This is a genomic window from Lysobacter helvus (genome assembly GCF_018406645.1).
Lineage (GTDB): Bacteria > Pseudomonadota > Gammaproteobacteria > Xanthomonadales > Xanthomonadaceae > Noviluteimonas > Noviluteimonas caseinilytica.
In genome coordinates, this window is the sequence record NZ_AP024546.1 from 3,084,460 (window position 1) to 3,103,388 (window position 18,929).

Sequence of the window (18,929 nt, forward strand, 5' to 3'; positions counted from 1 at the left end):
CCTCTCCCTGAGGCCGCAAGTGGATCACGCGCGGCGCAAAGGGGTCAACGCAAGGCGGCGGCCACCGGGGACGCGGGCCGCGGCGCGACGAGCAGGCGCAGGGCCAGCAACGCCACCAGCACCAGCCCTTCGATGCACCAGACCGACCACGGCACGCCGAACGCCGCCGCGAGGCATTGCTTCCCATCGATCCATGCGCCGTACACCGCGCGGTCGATGAAGGGCACCGGCAGCAGCGGCAACATCGGCAACACGAACGCGGCGGCGAACACGCGCCCGCGATGCTGCGGCTTCAACGCGCGCCAGCAGGTCCACAGCGGCGGCAGCGACAAGGCGAGCACGGTGGCCGTGGCCAGCCAGCGCCCCGCGACGGGAAATGCCAGGTCCCACAACACGCCTTCATCGCCGCCGCCCATGCCCGCGGTGAGCAGGCGCAGGAAGGGTTTGTTCGCGATCACCAGCGCGAAGCCCCACCACGGATCGCCGCCGCGGCGCGCCGCCACGACGATCCACGCCAGGCCGATCCACATCAGCAGGTAGCTCAATGCCGGGCCCGCCGCGATGGTCCACGGCCAGCGCGTGCCGCACTCCGCATCGTTCGCGAACAGGCTCAGGCTCATGCGCCCCACGCCGTTGCAGATCAGCGCACCGCTCGCGTGGTGCGTGAATTCATGCGCGAACGAGGCCAGCCACGCGAACGCGACCAGTGCGAGCAGGTGCCGCAGGTCGAAGGGGAATCGATAGGTGCCCATGGTGCCGCCCGCAGGATGGAGACCTTCGGGGGATACGCCGGGGGCGGCGGCGGTTTACCGGCCTCAGGCTTCGACGAACCGCACGCGGCGCGTGATCGAGCAGACGAGCTCGTAGCCGATGGTCCCGGCCGCGGCCGCGATGGTTTCCACGGGGAGGCCTTCGCCCCACAGCTGCACGGGATCGCCGGGTTGCGCGTCGGGCTGGCCGCGCAGGTCGAGGGTCATCAGGTCCATCGAGACGCGGCCGACGATCGCGGTCGGCTTGCCGTTGAGCAGCACCGGCGTGCCGGTGGGCACGTGGCGCGGATAGCCGTCGCCGTACCCGATGGCCGCGACGCCGACCGGCATGTCTTCCGGGCACGTCCACGTCGCCGAATAGCCGATGCGTTCGCCCTTGCGCACGCGGTTGACCGCGATCAGGCGCGTGCCCAGCGTCATCGCGGGGCGCAGGCCGAAGTCCGCGCCGGTGGTGCCGTCGACGACCGAGATGCCGTACAGCGCCCCGCCCGGCCGCACCCAGTCGGCGTGCGCATCGGCCCAGCCGAGCACCGCGGCGGAATTGGCGAGCGAACGCGCGCCCGCCAGGCCCGCCGTCGCATCGGCGAACACCTGCATCTGCGCGCGCGTCTGCGCGCCGCCGCCGGCCTTGCCTTCGAATTCGTCGGAGCTCGCGAAATGATTCATCAGCACGATGTCGTCGGCGACCGCCGGCATCGCGCGCAGGCGCGCATGCGCCTCGCGCACGGCCTCCGGCGCGAAGCCGAGGCGATGCATGCCGCTGTCCACTTTCAGCCAGCAGCGGATCGGGTCGCCGTCGACCGCCTGTTCCAGCATTGCCAGCTGCGTGGCGTGGTGCACGACGGTTTCGACATTGAGGCGGCGCAGTTGCGGGATGTCGTCGGCTTCGTTGAAGCCCGACAGCAGCACGATCGGTTGCGACAGGCCCGCCGCGCGCAGGCGTTCGGCATCGCTCAGCGCCGCGACGCCGAACGCATCGGCGCCCTGCAACGCACGCGCGACGCGTTCGAGCCCGTGCCCGTAGCCATCGGCCTTGACCACCGCCATGACGCGGCTGCGCGGCGCCAGCGCGCGTACGCGCGACAGGTTGTGCCGCAGGGCATCGGTGTGGATCGTCGCGGAGGTCGGGCGGGCCATGCGGGGATTGTCCGTGAAGCGGCCCGCGCGCGAAAGCGCCCGCTCAGATGGCCTGCGGGATGTCCTGTCGAAAGACCTTGAACATGTCGATGCTGTTCGCATCGACGGTCGGATCCTGGAGCGCCAGCAACTGGCGGGCCAGCTGCAGCGCCTCGTAGCGATCCTCCGCGAGGACGTGTTTTCGGACCGGATCCTGCACCGACATCGCGTCGAACAGGAACTCCACCAGGTACACGTGCGCCATCGCCGGCCGCCTCCTTCGCAGGTTGGGGGAACTACTCGAAGCTGCCCACCGAATCGTGGGCCAGGTTGTCGAACCGCGTGTATTCGCCGAAGAACTTCAGCTTGATCGAACCGGTCGGGCCGTTACGCTGCTTGCCGATGATCACTTCGGCCAGGCCCTTGTCCGGCGAGTTTTCCTTGTTGTAGTACTCGTCGCGGTAGATGAAGACGATCACGTCCGCGTCCTGCTCGATGGCGCCGGATTCGCGCAGGTCGGCCATCACGGGGCGCTTGTCGGTGCGCGTTTCCAGCGAGCGGTTGAGCTGCGAGAGCGCGATCACCGGCACGTTGAGTTCCTTCGCCAGGCCCTTGAGCGAGCGCGAGATCTCGGAGATCTCGGTCGCGCGGTTCTCGCTGTTGCCCGGCACCGCCATCAGCTGCAGGTAGTCGATGACGATCAGGCCCAGGTCGTGCTCGCGCTTGAGGCGACGCGACTTGGCGCGCAGCATGTCGGGCGACAGCGCCGGCGTGTCGTCGATGAAGATCTTCGCGTCGCGCAGCAGGCGGATCGCACTGGTCACGCGGCTCCAGTCCTCGTCCTCGAGCTGGCCGGTGCGCAGGCGCGTGGCGTTGACGCGGCCGGTGGAGGAAATCAGGCGCAGTGCAAGCTGCGAGGCCGACATTTCCATCGAGAAGACCGCGACGGCCTTCTTGGTCTTCATCGCCGCGTACTCGGCCATGTTCAGCGCGAGCGTGGTCTTGCCCATCGCGGGGCGCGCGGCGAGGATCAGCAGGTCGGTGGGCTGCAGGCCCGCCGTCATTTCGTCGAATTCGGTGTAGCCCGTCGGCAGGCCGGTGACGCTGCCGCCGCTCTCGTAGCGCTTCTGCAGCACGTCGAAGGCTTCCGACAGCGCCTTGGTCACCGGGGTGAAGTCGGTGCGGCCGCGCGCGCCGGCTTCGGCGATCGCGAACACGTCCTGCTCGGCCTTGGCGAGGATCTCGGTGCTGTCGCGGCCGTCGGGCAGGAAGCCATCGTTGACGATGCCGGTGCCGACGTCGATCAGCTGCCGCAGCACGGCCTTGTCGCGCACGATGTCGGCGTAGGCCTTGATGTTGGCCGCCGACGGCGTGGTGCTGGCGAGTTCGATCAGGTACGCGCCGCCGGCCACCTGCTCCGACAGGCCCATCGACTCGAACCATTCGCCCAGCGTCACCGCGTCGTAGGGCTTGTTGCGTTCGGCCAGCTCGCGGATCGCGCGGAAGATCAGCTGGTGGTCGCGGCGGTAGAAGTCGGTTTCGACCAGGGCGTCGGCGACGCGGTCGTAGGCTTCCGGGGAAAGCATGAGCCCGCCGAGGACGGCCTGCTCGGCCTCCACCGACTGCGGGGGAATGCGCAACCGCTCGACGCGGTCATCGTTCCGCGTGGAGAACGCGGCATCGGAACGCAAACCCTGGCGCACGCTCATCTGTTGATTCGCTCCCCTGCCGCGACGTCATGGCGTCACGTTGTTTTCGTGATCGCCTCGGCGGCGACAGGCGGCAATCCTAGTCGTCCGCTGGCCAATGTGTTGCAGATAACCCTGTGGATAACCGGTGCAAATCTCACGGGCTGCGATTGCGAGAGCAATAGGGACGGACGGTCGGTTTTTTTGGTCGCGCAAACGGAAACGGGCGCCTTCGCAGGCGCCCGTCCGTTCAACGCGTTGTCGCGATCGCTTACGCGGCTTCGGCGACGACGATGACCTTGACGGTCGTCTCGATGTCGGCGTGCAGGTGCACGAGGACGTCGTATTCGCCGATGTTGCGCAGCGGGCCTTCGCCCATCACGACTTCCGACTTCTCCACCGGCGTGCCGGCGGCGGTCAGGGCTTCTGCGATGTCGCGCGGGCCGACCGAGCCGTACAGCTTGCCTTCCGTCGACGCATTGGCGGCGATGGTGACCGAGGTGCCTTCCAGCTTCGCCTTGCGGCCTTCGGCGCCGTCCAGCGAGGCCTTGGCCTTGGCTTCGTACTCGGCGCGCTTGGCTTCGAACTCGGCGACGTTGGCGGCGGTGGCCGGCACGGCCTTGCCCTGCGGCACGAGGAAGTTGCGGCCGTAACCCGGCTTCACTTTGACCTTGTCGCCGAGGTTGCCGAGGTTGGTGACTTTCTGCAGGAGGATCAGATCCATGGTGGTGCTCCGTATTCGTTAGCGGCGCGCACCGGCGCGCCGCAACTGGGTTGCTGTCCGAATGGACGGCGAACGAACCAACGCTTACGCGTTGTGGTTGTCCGTGTAGGGAATCAGCGCGAGGAAGCGCGAACGCTTGACGGCGGTCTGCAGCTGGCGCTGGTACTTCGACTTGGTACCCGTGATGCGGCTCGGCACGATCTTGCCGGTCTCGGTCAGGTACTGGCGGAGCGTGTTGAGATCCTTGTAATCGATCTCCTTGACACCCTCGGCGGTGAACTTGCAGAACTTGCGGCGGCGGAAGAACTTGGACATGGTCAGGATTCCTTAGGCGGCTTCGGCGGAGTCGTCGGTGTCGGCAACGCCAATGGCGCCGTCTTCATCGCGGCGGCGACGTTCGCCACGCTCGGGCTTGTCGCCCTTCTCGTCCTTGTTCTTCATGATCAGCGACTGCTCGGTGACCGCGTCGTCGCGCTTCATGACCAGGTGGCGCAGCACCGCGTCGTTGAAGCGGAAGGTATCGACGAGCTCGGTGAGCACGGCCTGGTCGGCTTCGATGTTCAGCAGCACGTAGTGCGCCTTCACCAGGTTTTCGATCGGGTACGCCAGCTGGCGGCGGCCCCAGTCTTCCAGGCGGTGGATCTTGCCGTTGCCGTTCTCGATGAGCGACTTGTAGCGCTCGACCATGGCCGGCACCTGCTCGCTCTGGTCCGGATGGACCAGGAACACGATTTCGTAATGACGCATCGGTATTTCCTTGTGGATGTGGCCCGTCATGCACGGACCTGACAGCCCCCCGGGGAGTGCAGCGATACCGCCGCCCGGTGGAGCAAGGGACCTCGACAGGCCGGTGGGCCGGAACGAGGGCGCGAAATTATGGGGGAATCAGGGGCTTACGGCAAGCCCGCGGGGCTTCAGGCCGCGTCGGCCTTGGTCGTGAAGCTCTCGCCGCAGCCGCATTCGGCGGTGACGTTGGGGTTCTCGAAGACGAACTGCTCCGACAGGCCCTGCTTCCGGAAGTCGATCAGGGTGCCGTCCACCAGGCCCAGGCTGTCGGCATCCACGAACACCTTCACGCCCGAATCGTCGAACACCGTGTCGCCGGGGCGCTCTTCGCGGGCCAGGTCGGCGATGTAGCCCCAGCCCGAACAGCCGGTCTTCTGCACGCCGAAGCGCAGGCCCAGCGCGCCGGGATCGGCGGCGAGGAACCCGCGGATGCGGTCGAGGGCGGCAGGGGCGAGGCGGATGGACATGCGGGACTCCGGGAACGTGCGTCGGATTGTAAGCGTGCGGCGGGGCGCAATCCCGCTCCGGTACACTTCGCCGTTCACAGTTGGCGGTCGAGCGAAGAGGAATCAAGGCATGACGGTGGTCAGCGTCGAACACGCGCTCGCGGGCAAGATGCCCGTCGGCGGCGAAGTCACGGTCCGCGGCTGGGTGCGCACCCGGCGCGACTCCAAGGCCGGGCTGAGCTTCATCAACGTCAGCGACGGGTCGTGCTTCGCGCCCATCCAGGTGGTCGCGCCCGACACCCTGCCCAATTACGAGGACGAAGTGCGCCGCCTGACGGCCGGTTGCGCGGTCATCGCGCGCGGCGTGCTGGTCGCCTCGCAGGGCCAGGGTCAGTCGTACGAGCTGCAGGCCAACCACGTGGAAGTGGTCGGCTGGGTCGAGGATCCGGAAACCTACCCCATCCAGCCCAAGGCCCATTCGCTCGAATTCCTCCGCGAAGTCGCCCACCTGCGCCCGCGCACCAACCTGTTCGGCGCGGTCACGCGCATCCGCCATTGCCTGGCCCAGGCGGTGCACCGCTTCTTCCACGAGCAGGGCTTCTACTGGGTCAACACGCCGATCGTCACCACGTCCGACGCCGAAGGCGCGGGCCAGATGTTCCGCGTGTCCACGCTCGACATGGCCAACCTGCCCCGCGATCCGTCGGGCGCGGTGGATTTCTCGCGCGACTTCTTCGGGAAAGAAACCTTCCTCACGGTGTCCGGCCAGCTCAACGTCGAAGCGTTCTGCCTGGCGCTGAGCAAGGTCTACACCTTCGGCCCGACGTTCCGCGCGGAGAACAGCAACACCACGCGGCATCTGGCCGAGTTCTGGATGATCGAGCCGGAGATCGCCTTCGCCGACCTCGACACCGACGCGCGCCTGGCCGAGGACTTCCTCAAGTACCTGTTCCGCGCGGTGCTCACCGAGCGCTCGGACGACATGGCCTTCATCGCCGAGCGCGTGCAGAAGGATGCGATCACGCGCCTGGAGACCTTCGTCAACGCGCCGTTCGAACGCATCGACTACACCGATGCCATCAAATTGCTGCAGGACTCGAAGGTGAAGTTCGACTTCCCGGTCGAATGGGGCCTGGACCTGCAGACCGAGCACGAGCGATGGCTGACCGAAGTGCACGTCGGCCGCCCGGTGGTGGTGATGAACTACCCGGAACACTTCAAGGCCTTCTACATGCGCCTGAACGACGACGGCAAGACCGTCGCCGCGATGGACGTGCTGGCGCCGGGCATCGGCGAGATCATCGGCGGCTCGCAGCGCGAGGAACGCCTGGACGTGCTGGATGCGCGCATGGCGCAGTTCGGCCTGGACCCGGCGCACTACGGCTGGTACCGCGATTTCCGCCGCTACGGCACCGTGCCGCACGCCGGCTTCGGCCTGGGGTTCGAGCGCCTCGTCGTCTACGTGTGCGGCCTGAACAACATCCGCGACGCGATCCCGTATCCGCGCACGCCGGGCCACGCCGAGTACTGATCCGTTGATCCTCTTCTTCGCCCTGCTCTTCGTCGCCATCGCCATCGCGGGCGCCACCGCGTTCGTGATCTTCTGGCCGCTGGCGCTGGTGCACGTGCGCGACAAGCATCCGCCGATCGCGGCGCAGCTCGGCACCGGTGCGTTCCTCAAGCCGGCCGCGCTCGCGTGGCTGCTGCGCGGCGGCTATCGCGAGGCGCGCGACCGCAACCTCAGCGGGCTGGCCACGCCGGCGCGCGTGTCGCTGATCATCATCTTCGCGGGCCTCATCGCCGCGGCGCTGCTGTGGGCCTGGTCGGTGGTGTATGTCTGAAGAGATGCTCCACGCACAGTGGTGGCTGGCGACGCTCGGTCGCACGGTGGTCTGGGCGCGCCTGCGCGTGCGCGAGGCCGGCACGGCGGAAGTGTTCGACAGCGACGGCAACACGCTGGTGTACGACAGCGAAGACACCGCACGCGCGGCGTTGATGGATGCCGAGTTCGTCGAATGGGACGGCCTGGACAGCGACGATGCGATCGACCGCGGCATCGACCTCGACACCGTCGCCCCGCCCCGCGCGGAGACGGACGAGGCCCTGCGCCCGCTGATGGTCCAGCAACTCGCACCGCGCCACTGACGCGCACGCCCCCGGAACGAATGCGATGTACCTCCCCCGCGCCTTCGCCGACCACGACCCCGCCGCACTCGATGCGCTGATCGCGCAGGACGCCTTCATCACCCTGGTCACCGTCGTTGACGGCGTGCCGACGGTGAGCCACCTGCCCGTCCTGTACCGCCGCGATGGCGCGCGCATCGAACTGCGCGGCCACTGGGCGAAACCGAACCCGCAGTCCACGCATACCGGCCCCGCGCTCGCGATCGTGCACGGCCCGCACGCGTACGTGTCGCCGTCCTGGTATCCCGACAAGGAGGAAGCCTCGCGCGTGCCGACGTGGAATTACGTCGTCGCGCACCTGCACGGCACGCTCGAGCGCCTCGACGACGAAGCCTCGCTCGCCGCGATCGTGTCCGACCTGACCGCGAAGCACGAAGCGAGCGTGGGCCAAGCCTGGGAATTCGAACACGAACGCGATTCGCATCGTGCGCTCCTGCGCGGCATCACCGGCTTCCGCATGTTGTGCGATCGCGTCGAACTGAAAGCCAAGCTCAGCCAGAACCACCCCGATGCGAACCGCGAAGCCGTCATCGCGCAACTGGGTGCCCAAACCTCCGACGCCAGCCGCGCCGTCGCGCGCCTGATGCGCGCCACGCTCGACCGTACGACCGATCCGGTCGCAGGAGACTGATTTGGACCTGAACCTTTCCGGCAAGCACGCCCTCGTCTGCGGCGCCTCCGAGGGCATCGGCCGCGCGACCGCGCACGAACTCGCATTGCTCGGCGCCGACGTCACCGTGCTCGCGCGCCGCGCCGACGCGCTGGAAGCGGTGGTCGCCGAATTGCCGAGCACGGGATCGCAGGCGCACGGCTACCTCAGCGCCGACGTGCTCGACACCGATCGGCTCCACGCGCAAGCGCAGGCGCTCGCGAACGGCAAGCGCGTGCACATCCTGGTCAACAACACCGGCGGCCCGCCCGGCGGCCCCGCGAATGCGGCGGACGCGGCGAGCTTCGAACGCGCGTTCCGCCAGCACCTGCTCGCCAACCAGGCGCTCGTGCAGGCCGTGCTGCCCGGCATGCAGGCCGCGGGCTTCGGCCGCATCGTCAACGTGATCTCGACCTCGGTGAAGGAACCCATCGCCAACCTCGGCGTGTCCAACACCATCCGCGGCGCGGTCGCCAGCTGGGCGAAGACGCTCGCCACCGAGCTCGGCGGCTTCGGCATCACCGTCAACAACGTGCTGCCGGGCTACACGCGCACGCAGCGCCTCGACCAGATCCTGCACGACCGCGCGCAAGCCACCGGCAAGCCCGAGTCCGCAATCGCCGACGGCATGCTCGCGACGGTGCCGGCCGGGCGCTTCGCCGACGCGAGTGAACTCGCCGCGGTGATCGCCTTCCTGTGTTCGCCCGCGGCGGGCTACGTCAACGGCATCAACGTGCCGGTCGACGGCGGCCGCACGAAGTCGCTGTAAGCTGCCGCGCATGCAACTCACGCACTGGATCGATGGCCAGGCACGACCGGCGGCGAACGGCCGGTGGCTGGACGTGTTCGACCCCGCCACCGCGCAGCCGTACGCGCAGGTCGCCGCGGGCGATGCGCGCGACGTCGACGCCGCGATCAGCGCCGCGGCGCGCGCCTTCCCGATGTGGTCGCAACTGCCCAACGCCGAACGCGCGCGCTGGATGGAACGCCTGGCCGATGCGCTGGAAGCGCGGCTGGAGGATTTCGCGCAGGCCGAATCGCGCGATGGCGGCAAGCCCATCAAGCTGGCGCGCGAGGTGGAGATCCCGCGCGCGATCAGCAACCTGCGGTTCTTCGCGCACGCCGCCACGCAGTTCTCCAGCGAATCGCACCACGGCCAGGCCGGGCTCAACTACACCTTGCGCATGCCGCTGGGCGTGGTCGCCACGATCTCGCCGTGGAATCTGCCGTTGTACCTGTTCACCTGGAAGATCGCGCCCGCGCTCGCGGCCGGCAACACGGTGGTGGCCAAGCCTTCCGAGATCACGCCGCACACGGCGACGATGCTCGCCGCACTCGCCGCGGAGATCGGGTTCCCCGCCGGCGTGCTCAACGTCGTGCATGGCCTCGGCCCGGACGTCGGCGAACCGATGGTGCTGGACGCGCGCACCAAAGCGGTGTCGTTCACCGGCAGCACGCTGGTCGGCAAGCGCATCGCGACGATGGCCGCGCCGCTGCTGAAGAAAGTGTCGCTGGAGCTGGGCGGCAAGAATCCCACGCTCGTCTTCGCCGACAGCGACTGGGAACGCAACCTGGACACGATCGTGCGCTCGGCGTTCCAGAACAGCGGACAGATCTGCCTCTGCGGTTCGCGCCTGTTGGTGCAGCGCTCCATCTACGCGGAATTCCGCGATGCGTTCGTCGAGCGCGCGCGCGCCCTGAAGGTCGGCAATCCCGGCGAGCCCGGCACCGAACTCGGCCCGCTCGTCTCGCAGGCGCATTTCGACAAGGTCGTGGCCGCCATCGCGCGCGCGAAGGACGAAGGCGGCCAGGTGCGTTGCGGTGGCGGCGTGATCGATCGCCCGGGCTGGTTCGTCGCGCCCACGGTGATCGATGGCCTCGGCCCCGATTGCGCCACCAATCGCGAAGAAATCTTCGGCCCCGTCGCAACGCTGCAGGCGTTCGAAGACGACGCCGACGCCTTGCAACGCGCCAACGCCGGCGACTACGGCCTGTCCGCGTCCGTGTGGACGCGCGACCTCGATCGCGCCCACCACATCGCCGCGCAGCTGCACTGCGGCATGGTGTGGATCAACACCTGGCTGATGCGCGACCTGCGCACGCCGTTCGGCGGCACCGGCCAGTCCGGTCTCGGCCGCGAAGGCGGCATGGAAGCCATGCGTTTCTTCACCGAACCCCGCAACATCGGCATCGCATTGCGAAGCCCTGCCCTTCCGGAGCCCGTGCGATGACCCGTCGCCTCGAAGACCTGCTGAAGAACAACCGCGAATGGGCCGAACAGGTCCGCCGCGACGACCCGGGCTTCTTCAAGCGTCTGTCGAGCCAGCAATCGCCGAAGTACCTGTGGATCGGCTGTTCGGATTCGCGCGTGCCCGCCAACCAGATCATGCGGCTGGATCCGGGCGAGGTGTTCGTCCACCGCAACATCGCCAACGTGGTGGTGCACGCGGACCTCAATTGCCTGTCGGTCATCCAGTTCGCGGTGGACCTGCTGAAGGTCGAGCACATCCTGGTCACCGGCCACTACGGCTGCAGCGGCGTGCACGCGAGCATGACGGGCAAGCGCGTGGGCCTGGCGGACAACTGGCTGCGGCACGTAGGCGACGTGGCGAACAAGCACGCGGCGCTGCTCGACGAAGTGGACACCGAGTCGATGCGCCACGCGCGCCTGTGCGAACTCAACGTCATCGAGCAGGTCGCCAACGTCTGCCAGACCACGATCGTGCAGGATGCCTGGGCGCGCGGGCAGACGCTGAGCGTGCATGGCTGGTGCTATTCGCTGCTGGACGGGCGCGTCAACGACCTCGAACTCGGCGTGTCCGCCTCGGACGAACTGCAACCGGCGTACGACAGCGCGCTGGCGCGCATCCGCAAGTCGAAGGCCCGCGAATGAGCGACGTGGACATGTCCAATACCATCCGGACCAGCGCCGCCCCCGCCCCCGTCGGCGCGTATCCGCACGCGCGGCGCGTCGGCGAGTTGCTGTTCCTCTCCGGCATCGGCCCGCGCGACGCGGCCACCAACGCGATCCCGGGCAACGATTATTTCGCCGACGGCCGCGTGCGCAAGTACGACATCGATGCGCAGGCGCGCGCGGTGTTCGCCAACGTGCGCGCGGTGCTGGAAGCCAGTGGCGCGCGTTGGGAAGACCTGGTCGACGTCACCGTCTACCTCACCGACATGGCGCGCGACTTCAAGGCCTACAATGCGGTGTGGGCCGAACATTTCCCCGATCCTGCGACGGCGCCGTGCCGCACCACGCTCGGCATCACCGCGTTGCCGACACCGATCGCGATCGAACTCAAGTGCGTGGCCGCCCTGCCGCGCGGAGGCGCGTGAGCATGCTGCCCGATCCCATCGACCTGCAGGCCTGGATCGAAGAACACCGGCACCTGCTGAAGCCGCCGGTCGGCAACAAGGTGGTCTTCGCCGGCGATTTCATCGTGATGGTGGTCGGCGGCCCGAACCAGCGCACCGATTACCACTGGGACGAAGGCGCCGAGTGGTTCTACCAGCTCGAAGGCGAGATGGTGCTGCGCATCCAGGAGCATGGTGATGACGGCGTCGGCCGCGTGCGCGACATCCCGATCCGCGCGGGCCAGACGTTCCTGCTGCCGCCGCGCGTGCCGCATTCGCCGCAGCGCATGCCCGACTCGGTGGGCCTGGTGATCGAACGCCGCCGCCTGCCGCACGAACTCGACGGGCTGATGTGGTTCTGCGAGCAGTGCAACGGCAAGCTGTTCGAGGAATTCTTCAAGCTGCACGACATCGAGCAGGACTTCCCGCCGGTGTTCGACCGCTTCTATTCCTCGCTCGAACACCGCACGTGCAAGCAGTGCGGGCACGTGAACCCCGCCCCGTCGAAGTACGTGATGCCGGATACCTGATCCGGCACCACGCCGGGCCTCAGGCCGCGAGCGGTTGCGGCATGTTGCCGCTGTCGTCCACCGCGCAGACGTCGCGCCACATCCGGTAGGCGAAGGCGAACCACACCGCGTACATCACCACCATCGCCGCGAGATAGAACGCGCCAAGCACCACGACCAAGGCGACGGTGCCGAGCGCCTTCAAGGCCATGCCGAGCAGCGCGGCCACGACGCCGATGATCAGCGCGAGCACGATCCCCACCACCAGCACGCCGATCATCAGGATCCACAGCACGTGCAGGTTCTTCAGGCCGCCGGCGAAGCCGTCGGCCAACGCGCCAAGCACGCCGCGGCCGGCGATCGCGACCTGCGCGTAGCCGATCGCGGTCAGCGCCACGAACATCGGCGAGAACAGCACGAAGAGCGCGATGAACGCACCGAAGTGCGGCGGCAGCGCGGCGTGGCCGCCCGGATGCGCCTGTTGCGCCACCATCTGCTGCCACGCAGCGAACCACCCGCTGGCGCCCAGCACCAGCGCCACGACGAGGACCAGCGCGATGAAGACCACCAGGATCGCGACGGCAAACCCCACCAGCGGCCAGAACTGGTCCGCATGCCGGTACGGCGTGAACACATCGCGCGCCCGCACCGGGCGATCGTTGGCGATCGCATCCAGCACCTGGAGCATGCCGCCCTGCATCGGGGCGAGCGCCAGGCCTGCCAGCAGGGAAAACACCATCACGCCCATCATCACCGGGATGGACTGCTGGAACTGCAATTGCAACGGCAACGTGATCGCCGTGGGCAGCAGGGACAGCGCCAGGAAGAACCCGATGGCCCCGAACAGGGTCGCGGGTTTGCGGTCCAGCAAGCGCATGCCATCCACCAGCCAGCCATAGCCGGCGAGCGGCCTCGTCGTACGCGTCGTCATCATCGAAACTCCCCCGGAATCGTGCGGCGATTGGGCCATGCCCGGGGCGGGCGCGCAACCCGCCCACCGGGACGCCGGTCCGGTTTCAGCGCTTCCAGGGCGACCAGCCCGCATGCTTGATGTAGGCCGGCGCGTCTTCGTCCTTGTGCTTCGCACATTGCTGCGCGAGCCATTCGAACCACTCGGCCCACGAAGGTTGCGACTGCTCCGCGCGGATCTGCTGCAGCCACGGCCCGAGCTTGCGCCACATCACCACGATGATCCCGCCCGCCAGTTCCACCACCAGCGGGAACGGCGCGATGCGCTTGTACACCAGCACGCCGAGCGTTTCGAACGTGGTGCACACCAGCACGGCGGCGTATTCGGCCTCGAAGCCTTCGTCGCGCAAGCGTTCGGCCGACACCGCATCGGGCAGGCCGCGCAGGATCGTCAGCGCGCGCGCCAGTTCCGCGCCGATGAAGGTATGCATGACCTCGGCCGCCACCGCGTCGGCGCGCTGCTTCTTGTATTCAAAGAACTGCACCAGGCCGAACACGGCGCCGCCGATGAGCGTGACCGTGCCGGCCAGCTGGGCGATGTCGACGGCGGCGTGCAAGTCCATGCCGCAGGCAACGGCGGATTGCGGGCGGACCGGACGCTGGCTTTGCTATAAACGCCCACGACGGCCGGGCCGCCGGGGATCCCATCGTGCGCATGCTGCTGAAATGCCTTGCCGTCGCGGAAGCGACGTTGTGCATCCCTTGCGCGGTGCTGGCGGCGAAGGGCTTCGCCTTCGCCCGCGTGCCTCCGCCCGACGATCCTGACCCCAGCCGGAGCGGCTACCTGTATGCCGCGGGCCTGTTCGCAGGCCTGGCGGTGTTGTTCGCGATCGCCGCACGCCACCTGCATCGCACCCGGCGCATGAACCCATGGGTGCACCTGGCGCCGTGGGCGTTCTTCCTGCTCGCCTTCGGTGGCCTCCTGCTGGTGCGACCGGCATGAAGCTCGACCGCGCCACGCACGATCCCGCGGTCATCGCGGCATGGGCCGCGCGCGTTGCGCAGCGCGCACGCGGGATCGGCCGATTCCAGCATGGGTTGATGCTGGCCATGGCGCTGTCGGCGATGGCGGCGGTCTTGTTGCAGAGCGGGACGTGGGGCCGGGTTTTCGCGACCCTCTTCATCCCGCTCCTGGTCGCGCGGATCGTGGACCGGTTGACCCTGCTGTGTCCGCACTGCAATCGCCCGCCGATCGGCGTGCTGCAACGGGGCCCGCCCGAGGGCGTCGACTACTGCCAGCAATGCCACTACTGGCTCCGCAGTCCCTACGGCATCCATCGCCACGCACCGGACTGATCGCCTCGCCGCTCAACGCCAGGGATCCACCACCTCCAGCCCCAGCCCCGCGAAGTCGCGGACGTTGCGCGTGGCGAGCGTGGCGCCGGCGGCCAGGCACGTGGCGGCGATCATCGCGTCGGCGATCGCGAGCTTGCGGCCGCGCGATTCCTGCAACGCGGCGATGGCGGCGTAGTCCACCGCGGCGGCATCGTCGAACGGGAGCACCATCAGGTCTTCGTCGAAGGTCTGCGCCGCGGCGACTTCCAGGCCCGTGCGCCGTGCGCCCTTCGGCAATCGCGCGATGCCGCACAGCACTTCCGCAACGGTAATCGCGGTGACCACCACCGTCTCCGCAGGCTGCGCATCCACCCAGCGCAGCACGCGCGGTTCGGGTTTGGCGCGCATGAGCTCGGAGACGACGTTGGTGTCGAGCACGATCATGGCCGCAGCTTGGCAGCGCGCGTGCGCTCGCGCCGTGCCGGCGGTTCGAGATTCGCGCCACCCAGTTCCGCGAATCGTGCGTGGATGCGCTGGCCGAGCGGGGTTTTCGCCGAGGGCGTCCCGGTGAGCGCGCGCCGCAGGATCGCGCGCACTTCTTCTTCCATCGAATGGCCGTGCGCGGCGGCTTCCATGCGCAGGCGCGCCTTGAGATCGTCGGGCAGGTTGCGGACGGTGATCGTGCTCATGCGGGCCTCCGCTGGCAATGCTGTCGATGCCTGCAATGCTAGCAGCGCGACCGGGGCGTCGCCAAGGCCGCCTCGGGTATCGTATGCACCATGCTCAAGATCGATACCCACGCCCATTTCCTGCCGCGCGACTGGCCCGACCTCGCGGCCAAGTACGGCGACCTGCGCTTCCCCGTGATCCACCACGGCGACGACGGCCGCCATCGCATCTACAAGGACGGCAAGTTCTTCCGCGAGATCTGGCCGAAGACCTGGGACCCGCAGATCCGCCTGGACGACTACGCGCGCTTCGGCGTGCAGGTGCAGGTGATCAGCACGGTGCCGGTGATGTTCAGTTACTGGGCCAAGCCGCACCACGCGCTCGAACTGCACCAGTCGCTCAACGACCACACCGCGCAGGCGTGCCGCGACTTCCCGCGCCACTACGCCGGCATCGGCACGGTGCCGCTGCAGTCGCCGTCGCTGGCGGTGCGCGAACTCGAACGCTGCATGGACGAACTGGACCTGCAGGGCGTGCAGATCGGCTCGCACGTCAACGACTGGAACCTCGACGCGCCGGAACTGTTCGAGTTCTTCGAAGCGGCGAGCGAACTCGGCGCGGCGGTGCTCGTGCATCCGTGGGACATGATGGGCACCGACTCGATGCCGAAGTACTGGCTGCCGTGGCTCGTCGGCATGCCCGCCGAGCAATCGCGCGCCGCGTGCTGCCTGGTGTTCGGCGGCGTGCTGGAGCGCCTGCCCAACCTGAAGATCTGCCTCGCGCACGGCGGCGGCAGCTTCCCGTACACCATCGGCCGCATCGAGCACGGCTTCAACATGCGGCCGGACCTGGTGGCCACCGACAACTTCCGCAACCCGCGCGAATACCTCTCGCGCCTGTACTTCGATTCGTGGGTCGCCGATCCGCGCGCGCTGGAATACCTGATCGACACCTGCGGCGCGTCGCGCGTGATGCTGGGCACCGACTATCCCTTCCCGCTCGGCGAGCAGGAACCGGGCGCCGGCATCGCCGCGCTCGACCTTTCCGCAACGGACCAGGCGCGCCTCTACCACGGCACTGCGCTGGAATGGCTCGGCTTGCCTGCTTCACGCTTTGCTTGAGTGATTCGATGACCGATTCCCTGTTCGACCCCGCGCGCATCGCTGCGCTCGACGCCGCCGATCCGCTGCGCGGCTTCCGCGACGAATTCCACCTGCCGTTGCACGACGGCGCGCCCCAGGCCTACTTCTGCGGCAACTCGCTCGGCCTGCAGCCGAAGGGTGCGCGCGCCATGGTCGAGGAAGTCCTCGGCAAGTGGGCGCACGAAGCGGTGGAAGGCCATTTCCTCGAACCCGCGCCGTGGATGCCGTACCACGCGCTGGTGCGCGATGCGCTCGCGAACGTGGTCGGTGCCGAACCGTCGGAAGTCGTCGCGATGAATTCGCTGACGACCAACCTGCACCTGATGCTCGTCAGCTTCTATCGCCCCACGCACGAGCGGCCGGCGATCCTGATGGAAGCCGGCGCGTTCCCGTCCGATCGCCATGCGCTGGAATCGCAGGTGCGCTTCCACGGCTTCGATCCGGAAACCGACCTGATCGAACTGCGGCCGGACGAAGCCGACGGCACGATCTCGATGGATGCCATCGCCGCCGCGATCGCCGAACACGGCCACCGCCTGGCCGCGATCGTGTGGCCCGGCGTGCAGTACCGCACCGGGCAGGCGTTCGACCTGAAGGAAATCGCGCGGCTCGGCCATGCGGCCGGTGCGATCGTCGGCTTCGACCTCGCGCATGCGGTCGGCAACGTGCCGGTGCACCTCCACGACAGCGACGCGGACTTCGCGGTGTGGTGCCACTACAAGTACATGAATTCCGGGCCGGGCGCCGTCGCAGGATGCTTCGTGCATGCGCGGCATGCGCATACCGCGCGTCCGCGTTTCGCGGGCTGGTGGGGGCATGACCAGGCGTCGCGCTTCAAGATGGACGGCAAGTTCGTGGCCACGCCAGGGGCCGAAGGCTGGCAGTTGAGCAATCCGCCGATCCTCGGGCTGGCGCCGTTGCGTGCGTCGCTCGAGGTGTTCTCGCGGGCCGGGATGCCGGCGTTGCGTGCGCGTTCGCTGGAGCTCACCGCGTATCTCGAAGCGCTGATCCGCGCGCGCCTGGCCGACACGCTGCAGATCGTGACGCCGGGCGAACCCGAACGTCGCGGCGCACAGTTGTCGTTGCGCGTGTTGCAGGGTCGCGGGTTGACGGGCCGCGCCGCGGGCCGCGACCTGTTCGACTTCCTCGCCACGCGCGGCGTGATCGGCGACTGGCGCGAGCCGGATGTCATCCGCATCTCGCCGGCGCCGTTGTACAACAACCGCGCGGACATCCTGCGCTTCGCGACCGAAGTCGCCGCGTGGCGGGGCGCCGCATGACTCAGCGCCACCTCACCATCGTCGGCGCCGGCCTGGCCGGCGGCCTGCTCGCCACCCTGCTCGCGCAGCGCGGGTGGTCGGTGGATGTGTTCGAGCGGCGCGGCGATCCGCGCGTCCATGGTTACGCGGGCGGGCGGTCGATCAACCTCGCGCTTGCCGAACGCGGGCTGCATGCCTTGCGCGCCGCCGGCGCCGATGGTGCGGTGCTCGACAAGGCCGTGATGATGCGCGGCCGCATGGTGCACGCGGCCGACGGACACCAGCAGTTGCTGCGCTACGGCCGCGACGACTCCGAGGTGATCTGGTCCGTCAGCCGCGGCGAGCTCAACATCACGCTGCTCGATGCCGCCGAACGCGCGGGCGCCCGCCTGCATTTCGATCGCCGGCTCGAGAGCGTGGACTTCGATGCACGCCACGCGGTGTTCGTCGACGACACCAACGGCGCGTCGCACGACCACGCCTTCACCGCGCTCATCGGCGCCGACGGCGCGGGCTCTGCCCTGCGCACCGCGATGTCCGCGCACGCATCGCTCGGCGAACGCTTCGAAGGCCTCGGCCACGGCTACAAGGAACTCGAGATCCCGCCCGCGCCCGACGGCGGCTTCCGCATCGAACCGAACGCGTTGCACATCTGGCCGCGCGGCCGCTACATGTGCATCGCGCTGCCGAACGACGAGCGCACGTTCACCGTCACGCTGTTCCTGCCGAGCGCAGGCGACCCCTCGTTCGAAACCATTCGCACTGGCAGCGACGCCCGCGCGTTCTTCGAACGCGACTTCGCAGACGCGGTCCCGCTCATCCCGAACCTCGAACGCGACTTCGACCGCAACCCCATCGGCATCCTCGCCACGCTGTACCTCGACCGCTGGTGCCTGGACGATCGCGCCGTGCTGCTCGGCGATGCCGCGCACGCGATGGTGCCCTTCCACGGCCAGGGCATGAACTGCGCGTTCGAGGATTGCGTCGCGCTCGCCGATCACCTCGATCGCACCGAGGACCGCACGCAGGCTTTCGCCGACTTCGAAGCCGAACGCCTCCCCAACGCCCGCGCCATCCAGGCGATGGCGCTGGAGAACTACCTGGAGATGCGCGAACGCGTCGACGACGCGGACTTCCTGCTGCAACGCGACCTCGAACGCGAACTCGCCGACCGCCACCCCGACCGCTTCGTCCCGCGCTACGCGATGGTCACCTTCCGCCGCCTGCCCTACGCCACCGCGTTGGAACGTGGCCGCGTGCAACGCGCGCTCCTGGTCGAAGCGACGCAAGGCCGCGCGTCCCTCGCCGACGTGGACCGCGCGTGGCTGGATGCGGAAGTCCTCCGCCGCCTGCCGCCGCTCCCGGCCGAAACCTGAGCCCGCGCCG

The 18,929-nt window shown here is 68.5% G+C and carries 26 protein-coding genes; 14 read left to right on the forward strand and 12 right to left on the reverse strand.

Going from position 1 to position 18,929, the window contains the following annotated elements; all coding sequences use genetic code 11:
• Window positions 1-44: 44 nt before the first annotated feature.
• The 8 genes from LYSHEL_RS15065 to LYSHEL_RS15100 all read right to left on the reverse strand — a co-directional run bounded on the left by LYSHEL_RS15065 (window position 45) and on the right by LYSHEL_RS15100 (window position 5,551).
• The gene (locus LYSHEL_RS15065) at window positions 45-752 is read right to left on the reverse strand and encodes a hypothetical protein (protein ID WP_213434862.1); all 708 of its coding nucleotides are present in this window, start codon (window positions 750-752) and stop codon (window positions 45-47) included.
• 63 nt (window positions 753-815) lie between these two features.
• A complete protein-coding gene (gene alr, locus LYSHEL_RS15070) occupies window positions 816-1,907 on the reverse strand; it encodes an alanine racemase (RefSeq protein WP_213434863.1) in 1,092 nt (363 codons plus the stop codon).
• A gap of 43 nt (window positions 1,908-1,950) precedes the next feature.
• Entirely contained in the window at window positions 1,951-2,151 is a 201-nt protein-coding gene (locus tag LYSHEL_RS15075; protein ID WP_213434864.1) for a hypothetical protein, read from the reverse strand.
• 31 nt (window positions 2,152-2,182) lie between these two features.
• Entirely contained in the window at window positions 2,183-3,595 is a 1,413-nt protein-coding gene (locus LYSHEL_RS15080; RefSeq protein ID WP_213434865.1) for a replicative DNA helicase, read from the reverse strand.
• 250 nt (window positions 3,596-3,845) lie between these two features.
• Window positions 3,846-4,298, reverse strand: a complete 453-nt coding sequence (rplI, locus tag LYSHEL_RS15085) for a 50S ribosomal protein L9 (protein WP_213434866.1) — start codon at window positions 4,296-4,298, stop codon at window positions 3,846-3,848.
• Between the two features lie 84 nt (window positions 4,299-4,382).
• Window positions 4,383-4,613: a 30S ribosomal protein S18 gene (gene rpsR, locus LYSHEL_RS15090; protein ID WP_213434867.1), complete on the reverse strand. Its 231-nt coding sequence runs from the start codon at window positions 4,611-4,613 to the stop codon at window positions 4,383-4,385.
• A 12-nt stretch (window positions 4,614-4,625) separates the two neighbouring features.
• Window positions 4,626-5,045, reverse strand: coding sequence for a 30S ribosomal protein S6 (gene rpsF / locus LYSHEL_RS15095; RefSeq protein WP_213434868.1), 420 nt, complete (start codon window positions 5,043-5,045; stop codon window positions 4,626-4,628).
• 167 nt (window positions 5,046-5,212) lie between these two features.
• Window positions 5,213-5,551 carry a HesB/IscA family protein gene (locus tag LYSHEL_RS15100; RefSeq protein ID WP_213434869.1) on the reverse strand — a complete coding sequence of 113 codons (339 nt, stop codon included), beginning with the start codon at window positions 5,549-5,551 and terminating at the stop codon, window positions 5,213-5,215.
• Window positions 5,552-5,660: 109 nt separating this feature from the next.
• Between LYSHEL_RS15100 and asnS the strand changes: the two genes are divergently transcribed.
• Genes asnS through LYSHEL_RS15145 form a run of 9 tightly spaced genes read left to right on the forward strand, consistent with a single transcriptional unit; the run spans window position 5,661 to window position 12,250 of the window.
• Complete coding sequence (asnS, locus tag LYSHEL_RS15105) at window positions 5,661-7,061, forward strand: asparagine--tRNA ligase (protein ID WP_213434870.1); 1,401 nt, start codon at window positions 5,661-5,663, stop codon at window positions 7,059-7,061.
• A 4-nt stretch (window positions 7,062-7,065) separates the two neighbouring features.
• Complete coding sequence (locus LYSHEL_RS15110) at window positions 7,066-7,371, forward strand: hypothetical protein (protein ID WP_213434871.1); 306 nt, start codon at window positions 7,066-7,068, stop codon at window positions 7,369-7,371.
• A 4-nt stretch (window positions 7,372-7,375) separates the two neighbouring features.
• Window positions 7,376-7,675: a hypothetical protein gene (locus LYSHEL_RS15115; RefSeq protein ID WP_244858573.1), complete on the forward strand. Its 300-nt coding sequence runs from the start codon at window positions 7,376-7,378 to the stop codon at window positions 7,673-7,675.
• A gap of 25 nt (window positions 7,676-7,700) precedes the next feature.
• Window positions 7,701-8,345 (forward strand): FMN-binding negative transcriptional regulator, encoded by a 645-nt coding sequence (locus LYSHEL_RS15120; RefSeq protein ID WP_213434873.1) that lies wholly within the window; start codon window positions 7,701-7,703, stop codon window positions 8,343-8,345.
• Window position 8,346: 1 nt separating this feature from the next.
• Window positions 8,347-9,132 carry an SDR family oxidoreductase gene (locus LYSHEL_RS15125; protein ID WP_213434874.1) on the forward strand — a complete coding sequence of 262 codons (786 nt, stop codon included), beginning with the start codon at window positions 8,347-8,349 and terminating at the stop codon, window positions 9,130-9,132.
• 10 nt (window positions 9,133-9,142) lie between these two features.
• Window positions 9,143-10,594 carry an aldehyde dehydrogenase gene (locus tag LYSHEL_RS15130; RefSeq protein WP_213434875.1) on the forward strand — a complete coding sequence of 484 codons (1,452 nt, stop codon included), beginning with the start codon at window positions 9,143-9,145 and terminating at the stop codon, window positions 10,592-10,594.
• Window positions 10,591-11,256, forward strand: coding sequence for a carbonate dehydratase (gene can / locus LYSHEL_RS15135; protein ID WP_213434876.1), 666 nt, complete (start codon window positions 10,591-10,593; stop codon window positions 11,254-11,256). The genes LYSHEL_RS15130 and can overlap by 4 nt, the downstream gene beginning before the upstream one ends.
• 11 nt (window positions 11,257-11,267) lie before the next feature.
• Entirely contained in the window at window positions 11,268-11,702 is a 435-nt protein-coding gene (locus LYSHEL_RS15140) for a RidA family protein (RefSeq protein WP_213434877.1), read from the forward strand.
• A gap of 2 nt (window positions 11,703-11,704) precedes the next feature.
• The gene (locus tag LYSHEL_RS15145; protein ID WP_213437863.1) at window positions 11,705-12,250 is read left to right on the forward strand and encodes a 3-hydroxyanthranilate 3,4-dioxygenase; all 546 of its coding nucleotides are present in this window, start codon (window positions 11,705-11,707) and stop codon (window positions 12,248-12,250) included.
• Window positions 12,251-12,269: 19 nt separating this feature from the next.
• Here LYSHEL_RS15145 and LYSHEL_RS15150 read toward each other — a convergent pair whose 3' ends face one another.
• Together LYSHEL_RS15150 and LYSHEL_RS15155 are read right to left on the reverse strand one after the other, a co-directional pair.
• Complete coding sequence (locus tag LYSHEL_RS15150) at window positions 12,270-13,163, reverse strand: hypothetical protein (protein ID WP_213434878.1); 894 nt, start codon at window positions 13,161-13,163, stop codon at window positions 12,270-12,272.
• Between the two features lie 82 nt (window positions 13,164-13,245).
• Window positions 13,246-13,761, reverse strand: coding sequence for a DUF4760 domain-containing protein (locus tag LYSHEL_RS15155; protein ID WP_213434879.1), 516 nt, complete (start codon window positions 13,759-13,761; stop codon window positions 13,246-13,248).
• Window positions 13,762-13,847: 86 nt separating this feature from the next.
• Between LYSHEL_RS15155 and LYSHEL_RS15160 the strand changes: the two genes are divergently transcribed.
• Both LYSHEL_RS15160 and LYSHEL_RS15165 read left to right on the forward strand, forming a co-directional pair.
• Window positions 13,848-14,141 (forward strand): hypothetical protein, encoded by a 294-nt coding sequence (locus LYSHEL_RS15160; RefSeq protein WP_213434880.1) that lies wholly within the window; start codon window positions 13,848-13,850, stop codon window positions 14,139-14,141.
• Entirely contained in the window at window positions 14,138-14,494 is a 357-nt protein-coding gene (locus tag LYSHEL_RS15165; RefSeq protein WP_213434881.1) for a hypothetical protein, read from the forward strand. Before LYSHEL_RS15160 ends, LYSHEL_RS15165 begins: the two co-directional genes overlap by 4 nt.
• 12 nt (window positions 14,495-14,506) lie before the next feature.
• Here the strand turns inward: LYSHEL_RS15165 and LYSHEL_RS15170 are convergent, their stop codons facing one another.
• Window positions 14,507-14,917 (reverse strand): type II toxin-antitoxin system VapC family toxin, encoded by a 411-nt coding sequence (locus LYSHEL_RS15170; RefSeq protein WP_213434882.1) that lies wholly within the window; start codon window positions 14,915-14,917, stop codon window positions 14,507-14,509.
• On the reverse strand, window positions 14,914-15,162 hold the full coding sequence (locus LYSHEL_RS15175; protein WP_244858574.1) for a FitA-like ribbon-helix-helix domain-containing protein: 249 nt from the start codon (window positions 15,160-15,162) through the stop codon (window positions 14,914-14,916). Before LYSHEL_RS15175 ends, LYSHEL_RS15170 begins: the two co-directional genes overlap by 4 nt.
• 90 nt (window positions 15,163-15,252) lie before the next feature.
• Here LYSHEL_RS15175 and LYSHEL_RS15180 point away from each other — a divergent pair, with 90 nt between their 5' ends.
• Genes LYSHEL_RS15180 through LYSHEL_RS15190 form a run of 3 tightly spaced genes read left to right on the forward strand, consistent with a single transcriptional unit; the run spans window position 15,253 to window position 18,919 of the window.
• Window positions 15,253-16,263 (forward strand): amidohydrolase family protein, encoded by a 1,011-nt coding sequence (locus LYSHEL_RS15180; protein WP_213434883.1) that lies wholly within the window; start codon window positions 15,253-15,255, stop codon window positions 16,261-16,263.
• Window positions 16,264-16,271: 8 nt separating this feature from the next.
• Window positions 16,272-17,564 (forward strand): kynureninase, encoded by a 1,293-nt coding sequence (kynU, locus tag LYSHEL_RS15185; RefSeq protein WP_213434884.1) that lies wholly within the window; start codon window positions 16,272-16,274, stop codon window positions 17,562-17,564.
• Window positions 17,561-18,919: an FAD-dependent oxidoreductase gene (locus tag LYSHEL_RS15190; protein ID WP_213434885.1), complete on the forward strand. Its 1,359-nt coding sequence runs from the start codon at window positions 17,561-17,563 to the stop codon at window positions 18,917-18,919. Before kynU ends, LYSHEL_RS15190 begins: the two co-directional genes overlap by 4 nt.
• The last annotated feature ends 10 nt before the right edge of the window (window positions 18,920-18,929 follow it).